This window comes from Caballeronia jiangsuensis (assembly GCF_046030135.1).
In the GTDB taxonomy this organism is placed as follows: domain Bacteria; phylum Pseudomonadota; class Gammaproteobacteria; order Burkholderiales; family Burkholderiaceae; genus Caballeronia; species Caballeronia jiangsuensis.
The window spans coordinates 171110-193607 of record NZ_JAQQDB010000014.1 but is presented as its reverse complement, the minus strand read 5'-3'; the positions used below and the strand labels follow the sequence as shown (position 1 = coordinate 193607).

The 22498-nt window shown below is 63.1% G+C and carries 24 protein-coding genes; 6 read left to right on the top strand and 18 right to left on the bottom strand.

The annotated features are described in order from the left end of the window. Positions 1-3 precede the first annotated feature (3 nt). Together PQR08_RS17285 and PQR08_RS17280 are read right to left on the bottom strand one after the other, a co-directional pair. Positions 4-876, bottom strand: a complete 873-nt coding sequence (locus PQR08_RS17285; protein ID WP_250486281.1) for a GNAT family N-acetyltransferase — start codon at positions 874-876, stop codon at positions 4-6. Positions 877-951: 75 nt separating this feature from the next. Beyond that, positions 952-2151: a YbfB/YjiJ family MFS transporter gene (locus PQR08_RS17280; RefSeq protein ID WP_408161866.1), complete on the bottom strand. Its 1200-nt coding sequence runs from the start codon at positions 2149-2151 to the stop codon at positions 952-954. A 96-nt stretch (positions 2152-2247) separates the two neighbouring features. Here PQR08_RS17280 and PQR08_RS17275 point away from each other — a divergent pair, with 96 nt between their 5' ends. Both PQR08_RS17275 and PQR08_RS17270 read left to right on the top strand, forming a co-directional pair. Then, complete coding sequence (locus tag PQR08_RS17275; protein WP_250486717.1) at positions 2248-3123, top strand: LysR family transcriptional regulator; 876 nt, start codon at positions 2248-2250, stop codon at positions 3121-3123. A 51-nt stretch (positions 3124-3174) separates the two neighbouring features. Next, on the top strand, positions 3175-3507 hold the full coding sequence (locus PQR08_RS17270) for a cupin domain-containing protein (protein WP_250486716.1): 333 nt from the start codon (positions 3175-3177) through the stop codon (positions 3505-3507). A 29-nt stretch (positions 3508-3536) separates the two neighbouring features. Here the strand turns inward: PQR08_RS17270 and PQR08_RS17265 are convergent, their stop codons facing one another. The 3 genes from PQR08_RS17265 to PQR08_RS17255 all read right to left on the bottom strand — a co-directional run bounded on the left by PQR08_RS17265 (position 3537) and on the right by PQR08_RS17255 (position 5332). Beyond that, the gene (locus PQR08_RS17265; RefSeq protein WP_250486715.1) at positions 3537-3776 is read right to left on the bottom strand and encodes a hypothetical protein; all 240 of its coding nucleotides are present in this window, start codon (positions 3774-3776) and stop codon (positions 3537-3539) included. A 199-nt stretch (positions 3777-3975) separates the two neighbouring features. Continuing rightward, complete coding sequence (locus PQR08_RS17260; RefSeq protein ID WP_250486714.1) at positions 3976-4359, bottom strand: nuclear transport factor 2 family protein; 384 nt, start codon at positions 4357-4359, stop codon at positions 3976-3978. Positions 4360-4390: 31 nt separating this feature from the next. Next, entirely contained in the window at positions 4391-5332 is a 942-nt protein-coding gene (locus PQR08_RS17255; protein ID WP_250486713.1) for an aldo/keto reductase, read from the bottom strand. A 193-nt stretch (positions 5333-5525) separates the two neighbouring features. Here PQR08_RS17255 and PQR08_RS17250 point away from each other — a divergent pair, with 193 nt between their 5' ends. Continuing rightward, entirely contained in the window at positions 5526-6332 is an 807-nt protein-coding gene (locus tag PQR08_RS17250) for an NAD(P)-binding domain-containing protein (protein WP_250486712.1), read from the top strand. Here PQR08_RS17250 and PQR08_RS17245 read toward each other — a convergent pair. Beyond that, positions 6296-6925: a TetR/AcrR family transcriptional regulator gene (locus PQR08_RS17245; RefSeq protein ID WP_238292179.1), complete on the bottom strand. Its 630-nt coding sequence runs from the start codon at positions 6923-6925 to the stop codon at positions 6296-6298. The genes PQR08_RS17250 and PQR08_RS17245 overlap by 37 nt on opposite strands. 128 nt (positions 6926-7053) lie before the next feature. Between PQR08_RS17245 and PQR08_RS17240 the strand changes: the two genes are divergently transcribed. Beyond that, on the top strand, positions 7054-9090 hold the full coding sequence (locus tag PQR08_RS17240; protein ID WP_250486711.1) for an NADH:flavin oxidoreductase: 2037 nt from the start codon (positions 7054-7056) through the stop codon (positions 9088-9090). Between the two features lie 3 nt (positions 9091-9093). Here PQR08_RS17240 and PQR08_RS17235 read toward each other — a convergent pair whose 3' ends face one another. From PQR08_RS17235 to PQR08_RS17205, 7 genes are read right to left on the bottom strand one after another with little or no spacing between them, the layout of a single operon-like run. Further along, positions 9094-10140, bottom strand: a complete 1047-nt coding sequence (locus PQR08_RS17235; protein ID WP_035503809.1) for an ABC transporter substrate-binding protein — start codon at positions 10138-10140, stop codon at positions 9094-9096. A gap of 22 nt (positions 10141-10162) precedes the next feature. Beyond that, positions 10163-11290, bottom strand: coding sequence for an NAD(P)/FAD-dependent oxidoreductase (locus tag PQR08_RS17230; RefSeq protein ID WP_250486710.1), 1128 nt, complete (start codon positions 11288-11290; stop codon positions 10163-10165). Beyond that, positions 11283-12707 (bottom strand): FAD/NAD(P)-dependent oxidoreductase, encoded by a 1425-nt coding sequence (locus PQR08_RS17225; RefSeq protein WP_250486709.1) that lies wholly within the window; start codon positions 12705-12707, stop codon positions 11283-11285. Before PQR08_RS17225 ends, PQR08_RS17230 begins: the two co-directional genes overlap by 8 nt. Next, entirely contained in the window at positions 12704-13012 is a 309-nt protein-coding gene (locus tag PQR08_RS17220) for a (2Fe-2S)-binding protein (RefSeq protein ID WP_250486708.1), read from the bottom strand. The genes PQR08_RS17225 and PQR08_RS17220 overlap by 4 nt, the downstream gene beginning before the upstream one ends. A gap of 10 nt (positions 13013-13022) precedes the next feature. Then, a complete protein-coding gene (locus PQR08_RS17215) occupies positions 13023-13817 on the bottom strand; it encodes an ABC transporter permease (RefSeq protein WP_238212106.1) in 795 nt (264 codons plus the stop codon). Positions 13818-13832: 15 nt separating this feature from the next. Next, the gene (locus tag PQR08_RS17210) at positions 13833-14750 is read right to left on the bottom strand and encodes an ABC transporter permease (RefSeq protein WP_250486707.1); all 918 of its coding nucleotides are present in this window, start codon (positions 14748-14750) and stop codon (positions 13833-13835) included. Next, on the bottom strand, positions 14743-15834 hold the full coding sequence (locus tag PQR08_RS17205; protein WP_035503798.1) for an ABC transporter ATP-binding protein: 1092 nt from the start codon (positions 15832-15834) through the stop codon (positions 14743-14745). Before PQR08_RS17205 ends, PQR08_RS17210 begins: the two co-directional genes overlap by 8 nt. 285 nt (positions 15835-16119) lie before the next feature. Between PQR08_RS17205 and PQR08_RS17200 the strand changes: the two genes are divergently transcribed. Beyond that, entirely contained in the window at positions 16120-16995 is an 876-nt protein-coding gene (locus PQR08_RS17200) for an IclR family transcriptional regulator (RefSeq protein WP_250486706.1), read from the top strand. 3 nt (positions 16996-16998) lie between these two features. Here PQR08_RS17200 and PQR08_RS17195 read toward each other — a convergent pair whose 3' ends face one another. Next, a complete protein-coding gene (locus PQR08_RS17195; RefSeq protein WP_250486705.1) occupies positions 16999-17592 on the bottom strand; it encodes a BPSL1445 family SYLF domain-containing lipoprotein in 594 nt (197 codons plus the stop codon). Positions 17593-17749: 157 nt separating this feature from the next. On the opposite strand from PQR08_RS17195, the gene PQR08_RS17190 reads away from it, so the two are divergent. After that, positions 17750-18214, top strand: a complete 465-nt coding sequence (locus tag PQR08_RS17190; RefSeq protein ID WP_250486704.1) for a septal ring lytic transglycosylase RlpA family protein — start codon at positions 17750-17752, stop codon at positions 18212-18214. Between the two features lie 58 nt (positions 18215-18272). Here the strand turns inward: PQR08_RS17190 and PQR08_RS17185 are convergent, their stop codons facing one another. The 4 genes from PQR08_RS17185 to PQR08_RS17170 form a co-directional block, all read right to left on the bottom strand. Continuing rightward, positions 18273-20054, bottom strand: coding sequence for a ShlB/FhaC/HecB family hemolysin secretion/activation protein (locus PQR08_RS17185; RefSeq protein WP_250486703.1), 1782 nt, complete (start codon positions 20052-20054; stop codon positions 18273-18275). Next, positions 20051-20494, bottom strand: coding sequence for a hypothetical protein (locus PQR08_RS17180; RefSeq protein WP_250486702.1), 444 nt, complete (start codon positions 20492-20494; stop codon positions 20051-20053). Before PQR08_RS17180 ends, PQR08_RS17185 begins: the two co-directional genes overlap by 4 nt. A gap of 1019 nt (positions 20495-21513) precedes the next feature. Further along, positions 21514-21852, bottom strand: a complete 339-nt coding sequence (locus PQR08_RS17175) for a hypothetical protein (protein ID WP_250486701.1) — start codon at positions 21850-21852, stop codon at positions 21514-21516. Between the two features lie 231 nt (positions 21853-22083). Beyond that, complete coding sequence (locus PQR08_RS17170) at positions 22084-22479, bottom strand: hypothetical protein (RefSeq protein WP_250486700.1); 396 nt, start codon at positions 22477-22479, stop codon at positions 22084-22086. Positions 22480-22498 lie beyond the last annotated feature (19 nt).

The following is a 22498-nucleotide window of genomic DNA, read 5'->3' as shown; positions in this document are numbered from 1 at the left end:
GTATCAGCCCAGCGCCTGATTGATGATCGCGAATTGCGCGACGGACGCATCGTGCGGCGGCGTGCCGTTGCGCGCCATCTTGATGACCGTGTCCACACGTTTGAGCCCGATGCCTTCGAGCCAGTCCGACAGACCGCTTTCATCCGGCGTATCGATGCGCGTGAACATGCCTTCGCGCGACGCGAGCGTATGCGCGATGAGCGCCTGCGCGCGGCGTTGCTGCTGTTGATCCGTGGTGACGGCAACCACCGGTCCGATCGCGTGACCGCGCCCGAACTCGCGGATGATCGAGAAGCCAAGCAGTTCGCCATCGCGTTCGAGCACGACGCCGCGCGCGACGTTCAACAGCGCGGGCAGCAGCGCGCTTCGGTCGAGTCCGTTCGCGCGCGATGCGAGATCGACGATGGCTTGGGTATCGCCCGGTTCGATCGCGCGCAGCCGTTCGCCTTGCGGCAGGTCGATTGCAGGCACGTCGAAATCGGCGGATTGATGCTGATGGATCGCGCCGATGCGTTTGAACCCGAGCTTCGCGTAAAGCGGTTCGCCCGCGGGCGTCGCGTGCAGCACGGTGATGCGCTTGCCGAGCGCTTCGAGCAGCAGTTCCATCAGCTTGCGGCCGATGCCCTTGCCCTGGCAGTCGGGCGCGACGATCACCATGCCGAGCGATCCGCCGTCGTCGCCGTATGTCCAGAAGAGCGCGGTGCCGACCACGCGCTCGCCGTCCTGCGCGATGAAACCCGCGCCGGCGTCGAGCACGAAGCGCCAGTCGTCGGCGCGATGCGGCCATTTGACTTCGACCGAGAGCGCATGCGCCGCGGCGATGTCATCGGCGGTGAAGGGGCGATAGAGAAGGGCGGATGTTTCGGCGGCGGACACGGCATGCTCCACATGAGAGGATGCCCGCCACTTTGACACGCGGCTTAGGCGCGCGGATAGGACGATCCTGTTGCGTCAGGCGCCCGCTGCGCGCCCGCGCATCCCGAGCCATGCGAGTCCGGCCGCGCCGAGTCCCAGCGCCGCCACCGCGATCCATAACGCGATGGAAAAGGAGCCGGTGTGCGCGGCGATCGGCGCTGCGACGAGCGGTCCCGCGATCTGTCCCACTCCGTACGCGGCCGTCGCGTATCCCATCAGGCCGGCCGCGGCTTCACCGCGCAATCGGCGCGCCTCGCGCATCGCGAACAAGGTGATGGCGGTGAACGGCAAGCCCAGCAGCGCGCTGCCGATACCGAAGCCGAGCGCGCTCGGAAACACGATACCCAGCAGGATGCCGAGCGCCTGGATCAGATAGCACGCCGCCGACAAGAGCCGGTTGTCCCACGACAGCGGCAGCCGCGCGGCGATCAGCGCGCCTGCGATCAGCGCCAGTCCGAACGCCGGCCAGAACAGGTCGGGCCACGGCGAGCCCGGCAACGCCTGTCGCGCGATGACGGGAAGAAACGTCGCGGTGATGATGTAGCCGAATCCCGCGAGACTGTAGAGGCCGACGAGCCCGATCGAATCGGCGCGCGCCGATGCGGGCGCCGCGCGCTCGGGCACGTGTGCGCGACCGCGCGTCGATGGCGCCCGATGAGCGAGCGTCTTCCACACGATCGCGCCCGCCACGCCCGACGCGATCGCGAATCCGATCCATACCGAAGGCGCTGGCACGCCGAGCGCGGCGGCCGCCGCGCCGAGCAAACCGGTCGCGACGATGCCGACGCCGGGCCCCGCGTAGATCACGCCGCCGAGGCCGTGCGCGTCGAGTTCGGCGAGCCGCCGCAAGCCCCATTGCGACGCGAACACGAAGGCCCACGCGCTGACCACGCCAGCCGCGAAGCGTATCGCGGCCCACAGCCAGAAGAGATGGACGACGCCCATCGCGAGCGTCAGCACGATCGTCCACGCGAGCGCGAGGCGCACCATGCGCGCGTGATCGATGCGGATCGCCGCGCACGACAACGCGCCGATCAAGTAGCCCGCGTAATTCGCCGATGCGAGCCAGCCGCCGTGGCGGATATCGAGCGCGCCGCTTTTCAGCATCAGCGGAAGCAGCGGCGTGAAGGCGAATCGTCCGACGCCGAGCGCCACCGCGAGCACGACGGCGCACGCCAGCGCGGCATTTCGCGCGTGATGGGCGGGCAGCGACGAAGCTTGAGCAGGCGAGGCCATGAGTCGATCAGCGTAGCGGTAATGAACGCATCCTAACTTGACCAATGCATCTTGAAAAATGAATAATCGAGATGCAATGAATCTTCTGGAAAGATCATGGATCTATCGGCATTGACCATTTTTCGGGCTGTCGTGCGCGAGAACGGCGTGACGCGGGCGGCGGCGAAGCTCAATCGCGTGCAGTCGAACGTGACGACGCGCATCCGTCAGCTAGAGGAGACGCTCGGCACGGACCTTTTCATTCGCGATGGCCGGCGGCTCGTCCTGACGCCGGCCGGCGAGACCTTGCTGCCCTATGCGGAACGGCTGCTCGCGCTCGCCGAGGAAGCGCGTCACGCGGTCAGCGAGAATCGTCCGCAGGGGCGTCTGCGACTCGGGACGATGGAAAGCACGGCCGCGAGCCGCCTGCCGCGCGTGCTCGCGACCTACCATCGGCGCTGGCCGCAGGTGACGCTCGAACTGGCGACGGGCGTGACACGCGCGCTCATCGAAAGCGTGCGCACGTTCGAAGTGGACGCGGCGGTGATGGCGCGTCCGATCGAGCCCGACTCGCTTCCCCCCGAGCAGTTCGAGTTCGTGCCGGTGTTCGAGGAAGAGCTGGCACTGGTCACGCCGCGCGGACAGCATCCGGCGACGACGGCGCGCGAGGCGGCGGGTCTGACGCTGGTGGCATTCGAGCGCGGCTGCGCTTACCGCTCATACGCGATGCGCTGGTACGAGCAGCAGGGCATCAGACCGGCGCGGGTGCTGGAGCTGGGTTCGTATCACGCGATCGTCGCGTGCGTGGCGGCGGGAGCGGGCGTCGCGGTGGCGCCGCGTTCGGTGCTCGAACTCGCGCGGCTGGATGGCGAAGTGGATCTGCATCCGATGGGCGAACTCGGCCGCGTCGATACGCTGCTCGTGTGGCGCAAAGGGCACTTCTCGGCGGCGCTCAACGCGATGCGCGATCTGCTGGTAAGCGGGTCGAGTTGAGTTCGCACATAATCGATATCAGCGATTTGAACCCTGACGCGAGGCCGATCCATGCAACTGCAAACGGGTAACCTGTTCGGCGTCGAAGCAAAGCGCGGCGTCGACGAGCGGATCGACATGCTCGTCACGGGGCAGCGCCTGAACGTGGAGCGGATCGTGTCGATGGGACACGCGAGTCCGGAAGGCTTCTGGTACGACGACTCGCGCGCCGAATGGGTCGTGCTGCTGTCGGGCGCGGCCACGCTCGAGTTCGAAGAGAACGCGACGCGGCACGACATGCGTCCGGGCGACTACGTGCTGATCGAGCCGCATTGCCGGCATCGCGTCGCGTGGACGGATGCCGACGAGCAATCCGTCTGGCTGGCGATCTATTTCGAACGATGAAGGCGCGTCGAGTTTCACGCGACTCGCGCTCAAAGCAGACGAGGGTCCTGCGTCGCGGGTTGCGGCGCTATCTGCAGCGGCACCGGAATGTGCAGCTCCTTCAGGAGCGCGGCAGCGCCGGGCCACGACGCCGGCAGCGTCGGCAATCCGGGAAGCGTGTTGCCGCCGCCGGGCAGGGTCACATGGGCGATGCCGCCGCGTACGGCGGACATCGCATCGCGATCGATGGTATCGGCGCGGGGCAGATCGATGATGGTCAGAGTGGTCATGGCTGGTCTCCTGGCAAAAGTGAAGTGAATGACGACATGCAAATCGCCACTCATTCATTTGCACGCGCCATGCCAACGAGTGCAAAAGTCCCTGCCTATAAGCGTCGAGCAATTTATTCGAGCGCGCACGCGTGTCACGCGACGGCTCGCGAGCGACAGTTCGATTACTCGATGTCGGCGAAAGGCAGACATTCGCCCGTCAGTTCATTTGCTGAACCCACTGACTTCGCCAGGCCGGCGCTTCGAATGGACTCGAAAAGTATTGGGTTTCGTGAATCACCTTGCCGTCGCGGAATTCCATGATGCTGACCGTAAAGGCCGCCTGTGCCTGATACGAGATCATGTATTCGGTGATCCAGAGATTGCCTTCTCCCTGAATCCGTTTGACATCGAAACCGGATGGCTTGTCCGGATGATGTCCCCGCAATGCCTGCAAGTTCGCCCGTCCGCGTATGCGTTCGCCTGACTGGGGATAATCGCAGATGGCATCGTCATCGTAGATGTCGTGCTCGGCGTCGAGGTCGCCGTTCGCCGATGCGAGCCAGTGCGCATTCAGCGTTTCTCGAATCTGCTCTTCACTCATGGCGTGGCTCCGGATATCGTTCGCGCCGCAATTACTGCGGGCTGCGCGGAATAAAACCGGGGCTGCCCGTCTTCACGACCTCGTTGAACCGCTGCCGCGTCTCGATCCGGTTGATCTCGTCGAACGCGTCTTCCGGAAGCGCGGATACATCGAGATTCTCGCGTGCGCGCTCCGCTGTCTTGGGCGTCGTGAGCAACGCGCCGCCGCGCTGAATCGCCCAGGCAAGCAGTACCTGCGCCGGCGTCTTGCCGATTCGCGCGGCAATCCGTGTAATGACGGGATCTTCGAGCGGCCCCGGCCTGATGCCATGACCCAATGGCGCGAAGGCCAGAAACACGATCTGATTTTCCTTGCAGAAGTCCAGAAGCTCTGTTTCCGGAAGATACGGATGAGCCTCGACCTGTACCACTGCGGGTTTGATTCGCGCCGCTTCGTAAAGCCCTCGCAATTGGTCCAGGCCGATATCGGATAGTCCGATAGCGCGGCATTTTCCCTGATCGACGAGACGCTCCATCGCGCTCCACGTATCGTGCAAAGTCACGCCTTTATCGTAAATGACGGCGCCGTTCTGATCGCGCGGATCCTGCTCATCGCCTGGCTGAAATGCAAACGGCGTATGGATCAGATAGAGATCGAGAAACTCGACGCCGAGCCTTTCACGGCTTCCTTCGAAAGCCGCTTCGACACGCTCCGGCCGATGATTGGAATTCCATAACTTTGTCGTGACGAAGATATCTTCGCGCGCAATTCCGCCATCCGCGAGTCCTGTGCGCAGAGCCTCGCCTACTTCACGCTCGTTTCGATACCGCTCGGCGCAATCGAAGTGTCGATAGCCGGCTTCCAGTGCTTCCCGGGTAGCACGAAGAGTCGTGGCCGCATCGGGAATGAGTGTGCCGAATCCGAGCGCGGGCATAAGGCCGCTCCCGTGATTGAGCGCCAGTTTTCTGGTCCGAAAATCGCTCTGCTCGATCATGGCGATACTCCGTATTTCTTCACGATGCATTCGTGAACATCCGATACCCGAATCAGTCTATGCGCCGATTCGAGCACGTGCAACGGAAGCGGCCAGATGTTCTCGAATGCAGATATAGTGCCTCGTGATGCGCGCGTCATCTGCACGAATGTTCAGTTTGACAAATCAGGCTCAGCGAGGAGTGACGAAGCTCATGATCAAGCTCGGGGTGCTCGGCGTCGGCGATCTGACCGAGAAGATGATTCGAGGATGGCATCGCAGCGGCAGCGACACGACGTTTCTTCTTTCGCCCAGAAGCCGCGCAAGAGCGGAAAGTCTCGCGAAAGATATCGGCTGCACGTTGATGCGCGATAACCAGGAAGTCGCGGATGCCGCTGATGTCGTCCTCATCGGCGTTCGTCCGGGACAACTCGGCGAGCTCGCGCAGGAAATCAGCTTGAGGCCCGGCATCCCGCTCATTTCCGTTGTCAGTGGCGTGCCGGTCGGCGATTTGCAGCGGATGTTCGGCGCACGGGAATGCACGCGCGCCATGTTGTCCCTCGCTGCCGAGATCAACCGCTCGACGGTCGCGGTCTATCCCGCCGATTCAGCGATGGCGCCGTTGCTCACCGCGCTGGGCAATCCGGTGCTGCTTGCAACCGAACGCGAATTCGAACTCGCCACGGTCGGCGCATGCATGAACGGATGGTTCTATTTCCTGCTCCACGATCTGCAGCAATGGTTCGTTCAGAAGGGCTTCGCACCCGACGACGCGAGACAACTCGTGCTCAGTGGCGTCGAAGACTGCGTGGCTTACTCGCGATACAAAGCGTCTTCGGGCATCGGCGAAATCGGTTCATCCATCGCGACGGCGGGCACCTATACGGCACAAGGTCTGGATGTGCTGGAAAGGCTCGGCGGTAACGCAGCGTGGAAAGCCGCATGCGAGCACGTGTTCGAGCAACTGACCGCGAAGGAACACGTTCATTCGAACTCGAACTCGAAGTCGCGCCGCGAGTAGAAGCGCTGGAGTTCGTGCTTCTTCGGCCGCACGCCCGTAAAGACTTCGACGTACTCCGGAATGCGCATCATGCGTACGGACATGTCTTCGTGAGGCTTCGTCGAGACGTAGCCGGCCTGCGTGAAATACGCGACGCGCGCGCGGACATCGGCGGCGCGCGGCTCATAGTCGAATCGCTCGAATAGCGCAGTCAACGCCTCGATGCGCTGCGCGTCGTCCTGAGCCATGTGCTCCGCGATGTCCGGCGATTGCTGCGCCCAGTTGCGGATCGCGGCCTCGAAGCGCGAGTCGAAAATCGTGTCGTCGAACCAGCAGTCGAAGACGTTCAGCATCGCTTCGCACACGCTGTCCGCATACGCTTCCGTACGTTCGATCCAGTTGCCCGTGTTCTTCTGTTTCCATCGGTCGAGCAGCGCGGCCAGCAATTCTTCACGATCCTTGAAGAACCAGTAGAAACTCGTCCGCGAAAGATTCAGCTTTTTTGCGAGCGGAAGAATGCGGACCGCTTCCACGCCACCTTCCAGAAGACCTTCATACGCCGCATCGAGCCACATGTCGGCGGAGCCGCGCACCACGTCGAGCGTCTCGTCCATTTCGTGATTTCCTCCGCTTTGACGACTCCAATGTACACCATTGTCTCTCTACTTGACACATGTGTACAGAGGTTCTACTCTTGGTCCACAACAGGCGTTTCGTCCCCACTCGCTTCGATGAGGCATCCATGTCCACGGACCCGCTGCTGCAGCCGTACACGCTGAAACACCTTACTTTTCGAAACCGGATCATGACGACGTCGCATGAACCGGCGTACGCCGAGGACGGGATGCCGAAGGCGAGCTATCGCGCGTACCACGTCGAACGGGCCAAGGCGGGCCTCGCATTGACGATGACGGCCGGTTCCGCGGCGGTTTCGAAGGACAGTCCGCCGGTCTTCAACAATATCCTCGCGTACAAGGATGAAGTCGTGCCGTGGATGAAGGATCTCGTCGACGAGTGCCACGAGCACGGCGCGAAAGTGATGATCCAGTTGACCCATCTCGGCCGCCGCACGCGCTGGGACAAAGGCGACTGGCTGCCGGCCGTCTCGCCGTCGCACAACCGCGAACCCTCGCACCGCGCTTTTCCGAAGAAGCTGGAGGACTGGGATATCGAGCGCATCGTCCGCGACTTCGCCGATGCGGCGGAGCGCATGAAGGCCGCCGGGCTCGACGGGCTGGAAATCGAATCGTACGGTCACTTGATGGACCAGTTCTGGTCGCCGCTGACGAATACGCTCGAAGGTCCGTATGGCGGCTCGCTGGAAAACCGCATGCGCTTCACGTTCGACGTGCTGCGCGCGATGCGCGAGCGCGTCGGCGAGCGCTTTCTTCTCGGCATCCGTTACACGGCCGACGAAATGCTGGCGGGGGGCATCACGAAGGAAGAGGGCATCGAGATTTCGAAGCGCCTGAAAAACAGCGGTCTCGTCGATTTTCTGAACGTGGTTCGCGGGCATCTGGATACCGACGCCGGGCTCACCGACGTCATCCCCATTATGGGCATGAAGAGCGCTCCGCACCTCGATTTCGCGGGTGAAATCCGGCAGGCGACGGACTTCCCCACGTTCCATGCGGCGCGCATTCAGGATGTCGCGACCGCGCGCCATGCGATCGAGTCAGGCAAGATCGACATGGTCGGCATGACGCGCGCGCATATGACCGATCCGCATATCGTGCGCAAGATCATCGAGCGCAGGGAGGACGATATCCGGCCTTGCGTGGGCGCGAATTACTGCCTCGATCGTATCTATCAGGGCGGCATGGCGCTGTGCATCCACAATGCCGCGACGGGCCGCGAACTGGAGATGCCGCACACGATCAAGCCTGCCGCGACGAAGCGCAGGATCGTCATCGTGGGCGCGGGGCCCGCGGGTCTCGAAGCGGCGCGCGTCGCGGGCGAGCGCGGGCACGATGTCGTCGTGCTGGAAGCGATGAACGATCCCGGCGGCCAGATTCGCCTGACCGCGCAGAACGTTCGCCGCAAGGAGATGATGGGCATCGTCGACTGGCGCATGGCGCAGTGCGAAAGGCTCGGCGTGCGGTTCAGGTTCAATACGTGGGCCGACAACGAGACCGTGCTGGCGGAGAATCCGGATGTGGTTATCGTCGCGACCGGCGGCATGCCGCACACGGAGGTCTGTACCGAAGGCAACGAGCATGTCGTCTCGTCGTGGGACATCATTTCCGGCGATGTGAAGCCCGGCGCGAACGTCTTGATCTTCGACGATGCCGGCGATCACGCCGCGCTTCAGGCAGCCGAAACGATCGCGCAGGCCGGCGGCAAGGTGGAGGTGATGACGCCCGACCGCTCGTTCTCGCCCGAAGTCATGAGCATGAACCTCGTGCCCTACATGCGCTCGCTGCAGAAGCTCGCGACAACATTCACGGTGACGTTCCGCCTCGAATCCGTACGCCGCGAGGGCGGCGAACTGGTGGCGACGATCGGCAGCGATTACGGCGGCGTGAAGAAGGAGCAGCGCCACGATCAGATCGTCGTCAATCACGGCACGATTCCGATGGACGAACTGTACTTCGAGCTTAAGCCTTTGTCGTCGAACCTCGGCGCGGTCGATTACGACACGCTCATCGACGGCAAGCCGCAAGTCGTCGAACGAAATCCGCAAGGGCGCTTCCAGCTCTTCAGGATCGGCGATGCGGTGGCGGCGCGCAACACGCACGCCGCCATCTACGATGCGCTTCGTCTCGTGAAGGACCTATAGGCGTTACTTCTCGATCTGCTGATTCCAGCGCTGATCCCACTGGGCGCGATTCGCGTTGATCGTGTCCCAGTCCACCACGGTCACTTTCTTCACGAGCGCGTTCAGGTCGCCGAGATTCTTCTCCATCTCTGGCGTCATTTTCGCCTGCGTGTTGGTGGGAATCTGCTTGCCGGCTTCGGCGGCCTTCGTTTGCGCGGGCGCGGACAGGAGGAACTGCGCGAGCTTCTGCGCGAGCGCCGGATCGGGATTGTTCTTCACGACGCACACATCGACGAGCAGCAGCACCGCGCCTTCCTTCGGCGCGACATACGCGACCGGCAGACCCTTGTCCTTCAGATCGCCGATGGCGGTCGGCGTGAGCGGAAAGAGGCCGGCTTCGCCCGTCGTGATCATCTCCGAGAGCTTCGCCGAATTCGGAATGTATTCGACGACATTCGGGCCGACCGTCGTCGCCCATTTGGAAAAGCCGGGCTCGACGTTCTTCTCGCTGCCGCCGAGGATGCGGTTGATCGCAAGGAAGCCATGCAGGCCGAAGGTGCTGCTCGACGCCGACTGGAACACCACCTTGCCCTTGTACTTCGGATCGGCGAAGTCCATCCACGAAGTCGGCGGCGCCCAGCCCTTTTCCTTGAAGAGCTTCGTGTTGTAGCCGATGCCGGTCATGCCGAGCTGCACGCCCGCGCCCATGTCGTCCTTCAGGCGCGCGAACGGATAGAGCTCCTTGAGCACGGGCGCATCGTCGAGCTTCTGGCACACGCCCATGCTGACGGCGCGCGCCATCACGCCGTCATCGAGGAACGCGACGTGGATCTGCGGACTGTTGCGGTTCGCGAGCAGCTTCGCGAGCACGTCGGACGACGTGCCCGGCACCACGACGACCTTCACGTTGTTGGCTTTCTCGAACTCGGGGAGGACCTGGCTGGTGTAGGCCTTTTCCATCGGTCCGCCGTTCATGCCGATATAGATCGTCTTGCTCTGCGACCAGGCGGACGACGTGACACCGAGCGCGACGAGCGCGGCGAGCGAAACGAGTGTGCGGGGCAGCTTCATCGTGAGTTTTCCTTGTTCTGATTTAGTGAGTGACGGGTAGAGGCATCGAACTGAACCGTCCGATCGAGAAGGCGTCGATCGGCGTGCTGGTCGCGCCCTGCGTGACCAGTTCGGCGAGCACTTCGCCGACGCCGGGCGCGAGCAGAAAGCCGCCGCCCGAAAAACCGAAGGCATGCAGAAGACGCGGCGTGGTGCGGCTCGGCCCGATGATCGGATTGCTGTCGGGCGTCTCGCCTTCCACGCCGCTCCATGTGCGGATCAGGAGCGCATCGCGCAGGGCGGGCAACAGCGCGCAGGCGTCGCGCATTACGGCGCGCGTCGTGGCCGTCGATGGCTGCGCGTACTCGCCATCGCCATGTCCGCGTCCGCCGCCGATCACGCAGTTGCCGCGTTCGACCTGACGCGCGTAGATGCCGCCGCCGACCACGCCGAGACTGTGCCCGATAAAGAGCGGCAGCGGCTCGGTCACCCACATGTTCGGATAGATGGGCTTCATCGGCGCACTTTCGCCGAAGCTGCCCGCGATGCGGTTCGCCCACGCGCCCGCGCTGTTGACGAGCCAGTCGGAACTGATGCGCTCGTTGCCCGCGCGCATCTGGAAGCGCGTGCCGTCGAAGGTGATGTCGGCGAGCTCGGTCTGCTCGCGCACGTCGGCGCCCGCGCGCCGGGCGGCATGCGCGAAACCCGGCGAGACGAGACGCGGATTCGCGTGGCCGTCGCTCGGGCAGAGCGAGCCGCCGATCGCCGCCGTTCCGAGCCACGGATAGCGCTTGCGGAATGCGGCGCCGCTCATCACCTGCGATTGAACGCCGTGTTCGCGCGCCATCGTGGACCATCGATCGAGCACGTCGAGATCGGCTTCGTAGCGCGCGAGACGCAGATGACCCGACATGACCATCTCACCGTCGATGCCGATCAGCTCGGGCAGGCGGCCATACACGCGCCGCGCGCGCACGGCGAGCGGCAACTGTTCTTCCGTGCGTCCCTGCGTGCGCACGCCGCCGTAGTTCACGCCGCTCGCCTGCGCGCCGCAGAAGCGCCGTTCGATCAGCGCGACGCGCATGCCCGCTTTGGCGAGCGCGAGCGCCGTCGACGAGCCGACGAGCCCGCCGCCCGCAATGACGACATCGTAATGACGGATGTCACTCATCGTGGGCTTCCTCGGGCTGCACCTGCACGCCGTCGTCGTAGAGCATCGGTGTGATCGGGATGGGTTTGATGGGCGCCTGGCTGCGCAGACGGCCGACATCGGCGAGCGGCTTGCCGGTTTCGGCGGCGAGGAGTGCAATGGCGGATTCGCCGCACATGCGGCCCTGACAGCGGCCCATGCCGATGCGCGTGAGCGCCTTCAGCCGGTTGACTTCCGTGGCGAGGCCGCTGCGGATGCACGCGCGCATCGTGCCGGCGGTGACTTCCTCGCAGCGGCACACGATCATGTCGTCGGGCCAGTCCTGCGCGGCGTTCGCGGGCGGCGCGAATGCATGCTCGATGCCCGCGCGGAAAACGGCGATGCGTTCGAGTTCGCGTTCGAGCTTAGTTGCATCGGGCTGAGCGCGCTCGTGCGCCATGATACCGATGTCTTCGATCAGCGCGAGCGCGGCGCGGCGTCCCGCGAGCTCGGCGGCGTCCGCACCGGCGATGCCCGCGCCGTCGCCGGCGAGATACACATTGCGTTGCGAACTGCGGCCTGCCGCGTCGCGCTCGGGGAGCCAGCAGCGATTGAGCGCGTCGAAGCGGAAGCGGCATCCGGCGAGATCCGCGAGTTGCGTTTCGGGGCGCAGGCCGAAGCCCATGCCGACGGCATCGCAGTCGAGCGTGCGTGGCTCGCCGCGATGCGTGCGCCAGCGGATGCTGCGCACGGCATCGTCGCCGTCGATGTTATCGAGCGTCACGCCACGTTCGATACGCACGCCATGCGCCTGCAGCCATGCGACGTAATACAGGCCCTTGGCGAACGTCGCAGGCTGGTTCAAGAGGCGCGGCGCGGCGGCGGCCTGACGCGCGAGCGGGCTGGTATCGAGCACGGCCGCGACCCGCGCGCCCGCTTTCGCGTATTGATAGGCGACGAGATACAGGAGCGGCCCGGTGCCCGCGAACACGACGCGCGAACCGATCGCGCAGCCTTGCGCCTTCAACGCAACTTGCGCGCCGCCGAGCGTGAAGACGCCCGCGAGCGTCCAGCCGGGCAGCGGCACGATGCGATCCGTCGCGCCGCTCGCGATGATCAGATGCGTGAACGGCACGCTCGCCTCACGTCCCGCATGAAGCGTGTCGAGCCGGTTCTGCTCGCACGCCCACGCGAGCGTGTCGGGGCGATAGTCGATCTTCGGCAGCAGCTTCGCCATCGCGCCGTGCACGGCTTCGGCCTTCTTCGCCTCGAAGCCGTAGAGCGTCGCCGCGCTGCGTTTGAAGCCCGCGTCGGCGGGCGGCTGCCGATAGATCTGTCCGCCCCAGCGCGCGTTTTCATCGATGACGACCGGCCGCAGTCCCGCCGCGACGAGCGTCTCCGCCGCGCGAATGCCGGCCGGTCCGGCACCGACGATCACCACACGATGCGCGCCGTTCATCGCACGTGCTCCGTGACGACACGCATGCCCGCTTCGATGCGCGTCGAACATGCGCGCATGCGCTTGCCGTCCTCGCCGCGCACCCAGCAGTCCTGACACGCGCCGATCAGGCAGAAGCCCGCGCGCGGCTTGCCGCTGAATTCGCTGTGCCGCACATGCCTTTGATGCATGAGGATGGCGGTCAAAAGCGTATCGCCCGCGAGCGCTTCGGCCGGCACGCCATCGAGAACGAAGGGAATGCGCGCGCGATCGGTCTCATCGAGACGAACGAACTGCGGCGCATGATGAATCGTTGCGGTGCTCATGAGAGTGGGTTCAGTGCTGGCCGATCAGAATGCGGTTGAGCCCGTACACGCGGTCGAGAATCAGCATCGCGCCCGCGGTGATGAAGATGACGAGCGCCGAGACGGACGCCATCATCGGATCGATCGATTCGGTCGCGTACATGTACATGCGCACCGGCAGCGTGACCGTTTGCGGCGACGTGACGAAGACCGACATCGTCAGCTCGTCGAAGCTGTTGATGAACGCGAGCAGCCAGCCGCCGGTGATGCCGGGCAGGATCATCGGCAGCGTGACGCGGCGAAAGGTCGTCCACGAACTCGCGCCGAGCGACGCCGCCGCGTGCTCGATGCTGCGGTCCATGCCGCTCACCGACGCGAGCACGAGCCGCATCACGAACGGCGTGATGATGACCATGTGCGCGAGGATCAGCCATGCGAACGAGCCGGTTGCGCCGATCAGCGCGAAGAAGCGCAGCATCGCGATGCCGAGCACGAGGCCGGGAATCACGAGCGGCGAGAGCAGCAGCCCGTTCAGGAAGCCGCGCCCCGGGAAGCGCGCGCGGCCGATCGCGAGTCCGGCGGGCAACGCGATCACGAGCGACAGCGTCGCCGATGCGAACGCGAGCTTCACGCTGTTGAAGAACGCCGAGATGAAGTCGGGATAATCGAGAATCGCGCGGAACCAGCGCAGCGAGAGGCCGTGCGTGGGTAGCGTCAGCGTTTCTTCGGGCGTGAACGCGACGAGCATGACGATGACGAGCGGCGCCAGCACGAACAGGATCACGATCGTATGGAACGCCAGCGCGACGGGACCGTTTTTGCGCATGATGGATCGCCTCGTTCAGCCCATGCTGCGCGTATAGCGCCGCTCGAGCACGCGATAATAAGTGAGCATCACCACCAGATTGGCGATGAGCAAAAGCACCGCGATGGTCGCGCCGAGCGGCCAGTTCATCGAACTGAGGAACTGGTCGTAGACGGTGGTGGCCGCGACCTTCAGACGACGTCCGCCGAGCAGGCCCGGAATTGCGAAGGCGCTCGCGGACAATCCGAACACCATCAGACTGCCCGACAAAATGCCCGGTACGAGTTGCGGCAGCACGATGCGCCTCAGCGTGACGGCGGGCGAGGCCATCAGCGAGAGCGCGGCGTTTTCCGTCTGCGGATCGATGCGTTGCAGCGCGGTCCACACTGGAATCACCATGAACGGCAGCATCACGTGAACCAGCGCGATGACGATCGCGAACGTCGTATAGAGCAGCTTGTACGGACCGAAGCCGAACGCGCCGAGCAACTGATTCACGAGCCCGTTCACGTTGAGCAGCATGCTCCAGCCGAACGCGCGCACGACGACCGAAACCAGCAGCGGCGCGAGAATCACCAGCAGGAAGACGGAGCGCCACGGATCGCCCATGCGCGACAGGATGTACGCCTCGGGCGTGCCGATCACGACACACAGCAAGGTCACGAGCGCGGCGATGCCGAACGTGCGCGCGAAGATCGTGTGGAAGTACGAGGAGCCAAGCACTTCGGCGTAGTTATGCAGATCGAACGCGGCGACGGAGCCGATCGCGGGATCGAATCGATAGAACGTGAGCGCGAGCGTCATCGCGAGCGGCACGATCACGAGCACCGCAAAAAGCAGCAGCGCGGGCGCGCTCATCATCCAGAGCGGCAGATACGCATGCCACGGCGCGCGCCGGGCGTCGTTCGATGCCGCCGCCGAAGCAGGTTCAGAAGAACGCAGCGTGCTATCCACGGGCGGCCTCCTGCTGGATGAAGCGGATCGATTCCGTGTTCCAGTCGATGCCTACTTGCGCGCCTTCTTCGAGCGGCTCGTCGCCGTGATTCTGGCAGCACACGAGCATTTCGCCCGCGCGGCTGTCGAGCCGGTAGAGCCACTGGCTGCCGAGAAAGAAGCGGCTCGTCACGCGGCCCGGCAGACGTCCGCTGCCCGCCGCGCCGAGCCTCAGTTTTTCCGGACGGATGCACACGGTGACCGCATCGCCGACGCCGATCGCGCGCTCGCGTTCGGGAAGCTGCGAGGTCGAGCCCGTCTCCGCGAGATCGTGGCCGAGATCGATGCGAATGGCGTCGCCGTCGCGCGCGACGATCGTGCCGCGCAGCATGTTGGCCTTGCCGATGAACTGCGACACGAAGCTCGTCTCGGGACGCTCGTACGCGCGATAGGGCGTATCGACCTGCGTGATGCGGCCCGCTTCCATCACGACGACGCGATCGCTGATCGACAGCGCTTCGGACTGATCGTGCGTGACCATGATCGTCGTCGTGCCGATCTTGCGCTGAATGCCGCGCAACTCGAACTGCATGTCCTCGCGCAGCTTCGCATCGAGATTGGACATCGGCTCGTCGAGCAACAGCACGGGCGGCGCGATGACGATCGCGCGCGCGAGCGCCACGCGCTGACGTTGGCCGCCGGACAACTCGCGCGGAAAGCGATGCGCGAACTTGTCGAGCCGCACGAGCGACAGCGCGTCGCGCACGCGCTCGCGGCGCTCGCTCTTGTCGATGCCGCGCATCTCCAGCCCGAAGCTCACGTTTTGCTCGACGCTCATGTGCGGAAAGAGCGCGTAGCTCTGAAACACGATGCCGAGGCCGCGCCGGTTCGGGCGCATGTGCGTGATGTCGCGGCCGTCGAGCATGATGCGCCCGCGCGTCGCTTCGATGAAGCCCGCGATCATCTGCAAGGTCGTGGTCTTGCCGCAGCCCGACGGTCCGAGCAGCGAGACGAATTCGCCTTTCTCGACCGACAGATTGACGTCGGCGACGGCGTGCAGATCGCCGAACGACTTCGACAGATCGGTCAATGTGAGGAACGACATGGCCTGCCCCTTCGGCGCGTCGCGCGCCGCCTGTGTGCGACTGATTCCGATGGATCGACTCTAGCCAGCCAAATTTCGGTGCGTCAATTTGAAATTCCATTGAATGAGTGAAACTTGCTTATGGATTTCGAACAATGGAATTTATATCGCTTGGACGAAGAAATTATTTCGATGAGCGTGATTTGGGTTATCCCTTAGATTGCGCAACGCGGCTGAATCGGGTCGAATAGGGGCGGAGAAATGCGTAGCGCGGACATTCCGTTGAATGGAATACACGAGGCGAAGATGAAGGCTTCTGACGAAGGAAACGGAACGCAGGCGCCGGACGCGCCGGGCGTCGGCATGCTCCAGCGTGCGTTCGCCGTGATTCGCGCGCTCGGCGAGGACCAGGCCGAAGGCAGCCGTGTCACCGCGCTCGCGAAGGCGGTGGGACTGACGCAGGCCACCGTGCATCGCATCCTTCATGCGCTGATCGCGGAAGGGGTCGTCGAACAGGACGAGGGGAGCAAGCGCTACCGGCTGAGCGTGGATTTCTTTTCGCTGGCGGCGCAGGCGGGCAACCCGAGCCGTATGCGCACGCTATGCCGGCCCGCGTTGCTGCGGCTATGCGCGAGTCTCGGCGACACCATCTTCCTGCTCGTGAAGAGCAGCTTCGATGCGGTGTGCCTCGACATGTGCGAAGGCCCGTTCCCGATCCGCTCGTTCACCGGCGATGTGGGCGGGCGCGTGGCGCTGGGAGTCGGGCAGGGCAGCCTCGCGATTCTCGCGTTTCAACCCGAGGAAGAGCGCGAGGAGATCATCCGCTTCAACGTGCCGCGGCTGCATAACTATGGCGTGTTCGACGAGGTCTATCTGCGCACCGAGATCGAGCGCGTGCGCGCGCAAGGTTACGCGGGGCGTAACAGCGGATTGATCGATGGCATGGCGGGCGTCGCGGTGCCGATACTCGATCGTTCGGGGCTTGCGGTCGGCGCGTTGAGCGTCGGCACGCTATCGACGCGTCTCGGCGAAGACCGTCTGCCGATGGTGGTCGAGTTGCTGAAGCGTCAGGCCGCGACGATCGGCCCGCAGATCAATCCGTTCGATGTGGCCGTGCGTCGTCCGGTCCACGGCCTCACGCGCGCGATGGCGACCCGGCCGTTGTCCGGCCCGGAGCAGTAGCGCTCAGTCGCTCAACCGGCTGACCTTCGTGCCTTCGAGCGACACGCCGGCCATGAGTCCGGCATTCGTCAGCACGAAGACTTCGACGGGATTGGTGGCTGTCGTCGTATCGAGCTGGCCGTTGGCGCCGAGCCTCATGACGGCGACGGTCGCGTCGGTGCCGACTGCCCAGCCGTCGCGCTTGCGGAATTGCGCGAGCGCGTCGTCGGTCAGGAACACATAGATGAGCGCTTTCGACTGAGCGCCGATCTGCAAGCCGAACGAACCGCCTGCCGTGCTGTAGTAGCCGTCGGTTCGGCCATCCACGCGCAGCGCGCCTTCGCCGTACTGTGCGCCGAGCCAGAAGCCCGCCGATATCACGCGTGGAAAGACGAGCACGCCGCGCGCCTTGTTCACGAGTTCGCGCGAACCGTTCACGGAGGCATAGAGGCGCTGGAGCGTCGCATCGACGGCGGCGTCGATGGCGCGGTCGCGATCGGCCGTGCCTGCCGCTGTCTCACCGGACGATGGTCCCGTGGTCGTGCATCCGCTCAACGCCAGCGCTGCCGCTGCAATGCCGCCGGCCAACAAGAGACGCCTTTTGTTCTTCTGATTCATAGGGTTCCCGAGATCCACAGTTCTTAGGCTCTCGCACTATACAAGCTGTCGTCCGGCGTGTGTGGAGATCGGAGGGCCAGCGTATTGAGCAGAGGGAAATGGAGCGATCCGTGCTACTACGAAGCAGTCGGGACGTCGAGTTCGAGAGGAAAGGAACATGAAGCGGCTTCGGGCATTCGTATGCGTGATCCTGTCGTGCAGTCTGAGCGCGGCGTATGCGGCTTCCGCGAGCGAGCATCACGCGAAGACCACGTCCGCTCATGAACGCAATCTCGATCGCTCGGGCAAACCGCGCAAGGGCAAGGCCTCGTATTACGGCCACAAGTTCTACAAGAAGAAGATGGCGGACGGCACGCCGATGAATCCGCAATCCGATTCCGCCGCGAGCAAGACGCTCCCGCTCGGCACCAAAGCACGGGTCACGAATCTCGAGAATGGCAATAGCGAAGTGGTGCAGATTCGCGATCGCGGGCCGTATGTGAAGGACAGGATCGTCGATGTTTCGCCTAAGACGGCCGATAAGCTCGGGCTCAAGAAGGATGGCACGGCGCCGGTTGAGGTCAAGCCTATCGAGGTTCCGCAGCCTGATGGCACTGTGAAATCGGGCGCGGGGGCGCCCTAGTGTGCATGAAGAAATCTCCTGACACGGTACGAGCCCGCGACATCCGAAGCCCGTTCCGTTATAGCTGCGCCATGACCTGAAAACCGAGCGTCACGCGCGAGATCGACATCGCCGATGGTTTGTAGAGCGGCGTGCCCGCGAAGAACTCATAACTCAGTCCGCCATACTTCGAGGCGATGCCGCCGCGCAGACCGATCACCGCGCCGACGAGTTGCGTGCCCGCGAGAAATGCCGTGCTCGGGCCGAACACGCTTCCGTAGTCGATGCCCGCATAGAGCGATTGCCGTGACTGCCCGAGCGGCGCTTGCAACTCGTTGCGCCAGTAAAACCCGCGCTCGCCCGCGAGCATTTGCTCGCCGTCGAAGCCGCGAACGGTGTAACGGCTGCCGATCGTGAGATCGTCGACGTAGAAGAGCGTATCGGGCGAATACTGGCCATGAAACGTCGACACGTACCGGAACGGCTGACGCGCCACGACGAACGGCGCCGAGAGGTTGAAATCGACCACCGCCATACGATAGCGATAGGTCGGCCTGTTCGTGGGCGTCGGTGTCGGCGGATAAGGGCCGGGGGACGGGTCGGGCGTCGCGCCGAGGCCGCCGATCCCTTGCCGAAAGCCGAGCGTGCCGTCGATCTGCGCGCCGCCGATGTAGTGCCGATCCGTGAGCCCCGCCTCGATAAAAGTGTTGTTGCGCCGCTGAATCTCGATCTCGGTATCGTCGATGAAGCTCGCCCCGAACCGTTTCGAGAGCTGCACATAGGCGCTGAGCACGTCGCTCTGACTGCGGCGTAGCACGCGTGCGAGCTTGACGCCCGCCGTCTGCGTGTTACCGCTCGACGCGAACGTTTGATTGACCCCCGCGATCTGCTGATAGTACGTGCTCGTGTAGCCGAAGAGCGAGCCCGTCCAGTAGCCCCACGGTACCGCGTAAGAGCCGTTGAAGCCGTGCGAGCCGAGCCCCTTGTCGTCGAAATACAGATCCTGATTGGCGCCGAGGCTTAACACGTCATTCAGGCCGAGCGGATTGTCGAGGCCGAGGCTTAGGCTCCCTTGCAGCTTGCCCGTCGCGCGGCTACCCGAGTTGTCGACCGAGGCGACGAGCGTCCAAGGCTTCGCGCGCTTGAGCGAGACGACGACATCGCTCTCGCCCGGTGCGCCGGTCGGCTCGATCTTCATGTCGGCGTCCTGGCTTGAGGGCCGCTTCATTTGTTCGATGCCTTGCTCGAGGTCGCGCAGGTTGAGCACGTCGCCGGGCCGCGTCGGAAAGGCAGAGCGCCACGATGCCCACGTCACGGGCTCGGCGAAGCGGACATCGCGAATCACGCCGGGCACGAGCGCGAACGAGAGCGTACCACTCGCGATGTCCTGCTCGGGCACGAGGACGCGCGTCGTCACGTAGCCGCGACTTAGCACGGCTTGCTGGATGCCCTTTGCGAGTATCGAGACGCCTTCGCGGCCGATGCATTGCCCGCGATAGTGATCGAGCCATTCACGGGCGAAGGCGAAGCGATCGAGCGGCAGCGCCGAGGCGCCTTGCTCGCGGATCGCGTTGGGCAGCGTCGCCGGGACAGTAAGCGCGAAGGTGTCGACGCGGAAACATGGCTGCTCGTTTGGCAGCGCCGGAAAAGTGCCATCGGTCGGCACCGTCGAGCGCACGACGGGTGCTTGTACAGTCGCCTCGCGCTGCCCGGCGTCGCGTTGCTGTTGTACCTGTTGATTTCGTAGCGCGTTGGCGCGAGCGGCGGCGGCTTCGTCGGCGATTGTTGGCGCTTGCTGTGCGTGAGCGGCGAGCGTTAAGGCGGTTGAGAGCGGCAGGGCCGCTAGCTTTACTCTTTTCATATGCCACCATTCGCAAAACCACACACCTCGTCGGACTGGTCATCAAACGTCTTCCGCCCTTTAAAGATTGACCATGCGCCTGCGATTGATAGACCGCCCGTAAGTATCGGGAAAGTCGACGGGCTTGCGAAAAATGCGAGGGCGCTCAATAGTGCGCTCAACAGGAACATCCCCAGCGCCACGCGCCAAACGAGCTTGGTACAACGATCCAGGCATCGCGCGAGTAACAAATAACCTAGCGCCAAACACAGCGAGGTCGCCGCCGCTGACGCAATGAAGGAAACGCGCTGCATGAGCGATGCTTGCACGTCAATGGGTAAAGGTATCGCGCCCGTGAGGGTCATGAGCGCAGATAAGGCGCTCTGTCCGGCAAATATGTAAAGCGCCACCTGAGCGACGGCGAAAGAATCATCGCGCAGGGCCGTCGTTTTGTTTGTCATCTTGAGTTCGTCCCTTCTTATTCAATGCCAATGATTATTCAATTAGTTGATACGTTATCCTGAAGAAGTAGATTGCCCCTAAACAAGCAATACCCGAAGAACGAGTCTTCGGCAACTTCGCTGATGCTCGCCGTTCAGGAAGGCATACGGGTGCGCGCTTTCTCGCGCATCCGACGCTAGACGTCTGAGCCCCCGCAGTTCACCCTCGCCGGGCGATGGCTGAGCTTGCCGGATTTGAACCAAGATTGCGCGTCAGAGTGCAGGGCGAACACGCTAGCTCGTCATCACGCCGGCTTGAACTGCTGCACGACAAACTCGACTACGGCTGGGATTTTCGTTTCCGGACTTGTCTTGCTCCTCGTCCGTCAATGAATCCGTCTACGGCCGGGTTCATTGCTGCGTCATGGTCGCTTTTTCGTTAGCAATCTGACCGCGTTTATTGCTTTAAACACAAGCAGTACACTCACCGCTATTCGAATGATGTACATCATTCCTGGGTGCTTTGCCAGTTGAGATGCAGACGCATTAACTGTTCCAAAGTGAATAGACAACCACGCAACGACGGATGGCAGTACCGCAAAGCCGTAATAGACAAGTGCTGCTATCAATAACCTTGTAGCAATTCCTTTCCAGCCCCCATCACTGATAAGTCCGTCAATCTTCGAGGTTTCATTTCTGCGGTTCTTTGCCTGGAACAAACGATGATGTGCCTTGGAAGATAGAGCCTGCCGTGGTTCCTGCGTATCCTGGGTACGGGTTCCGAACACCTTGCAACAAAGCAGGTACATTTGGATTGAAGCTTGGATACACGAATGGCCTCATGGCTTGTGTCATCCCTTGGGTCGCGGCCCAGCCTAAAACATAGCCCCCGGCACTCGCAAGCGCTCCAGTTGCACCAGCAAACAGAGGGCTCGTATTTTCTCCGTAATAGCTATTATTGAAGATAGCGTTTGCCATGCCGCCCGTCCCACCAAGCAACACATTATTGATAAACCCCACTTTGGCGCCGATCGACCCCGTTATAGCACCGGTCGCGGCAGCAAATACGGACTGCGCCGGACGAACAGTACTCGATTGAGCATATGTCCTGCTGCGTCCATACCTCCACTCATTGTTCCACCAATCACGGAGTAGGCGGTGCCGCCTACAGCTCCCGCCGCCACTGGCGCACCGGCAATCAACACCGCGCCAGTTGCCGCCGCAATCGTGGCGCCACCAATCTGATTTCTGCTCGCCGCATCGTGACTTGCCGAACTGTTGATATTCGACGCCGACGGCTTATTCAATCCCACGCCTCCTGGGTAATACCCCGCATACATATTCGGATTCGCTTTTTGATCCGGCGTTGCATAGAACATGTAGCCGGTCCGCTGCTGCCATCTGCGGGCAACATGCCGTGCGCCTGGCTTAGAAACGCACTCGCATTCTGATCCCACGCACCTGCCGAACCGTTTTGTACTTGCCGATCCGCCTGCGCAGCTAGTGCACTGACCGCCTGATCGACCGTCAAGCCGCTTTCCTTCGCATAGGCCGCAGCGTTGTCTTTGATCCATTTCTTCTCATCCGGATGCAGCTGCCGGTTGTACAAGTTAGAATGGCCCGATATCAAGGATTCGTATTTCGCCACCAAAACGGCCTCGTTGTACGGTGACGTCGATTTCGTCGCCTTCGCTAACACGTTCATACTTCCACGCGACCGGAAAGAATTGCAGCAGACGATTCTCAAAATCTACTTCGAGAGCGTTCTTTGCAGGTACGGTGACATACGCCTTCCCCTGCCATTCACGATGTTCGGGCAATACCCATTTACGTGCAATGCGTCCCGTAAATATCACTTTTTCTACTCCTGCGAAAATGACGAGGCGTCGGACGGTCAAGACCACCATAAGGACAATTAGACATGCCGTTGCTAGAACTAACGTGCCTGAAACGGCACTTGATCCGCCACGGCTAATCAGTTCGAATGAGGTAGCTATGATGTTCATCAGAGTTCGCTAACGTTGG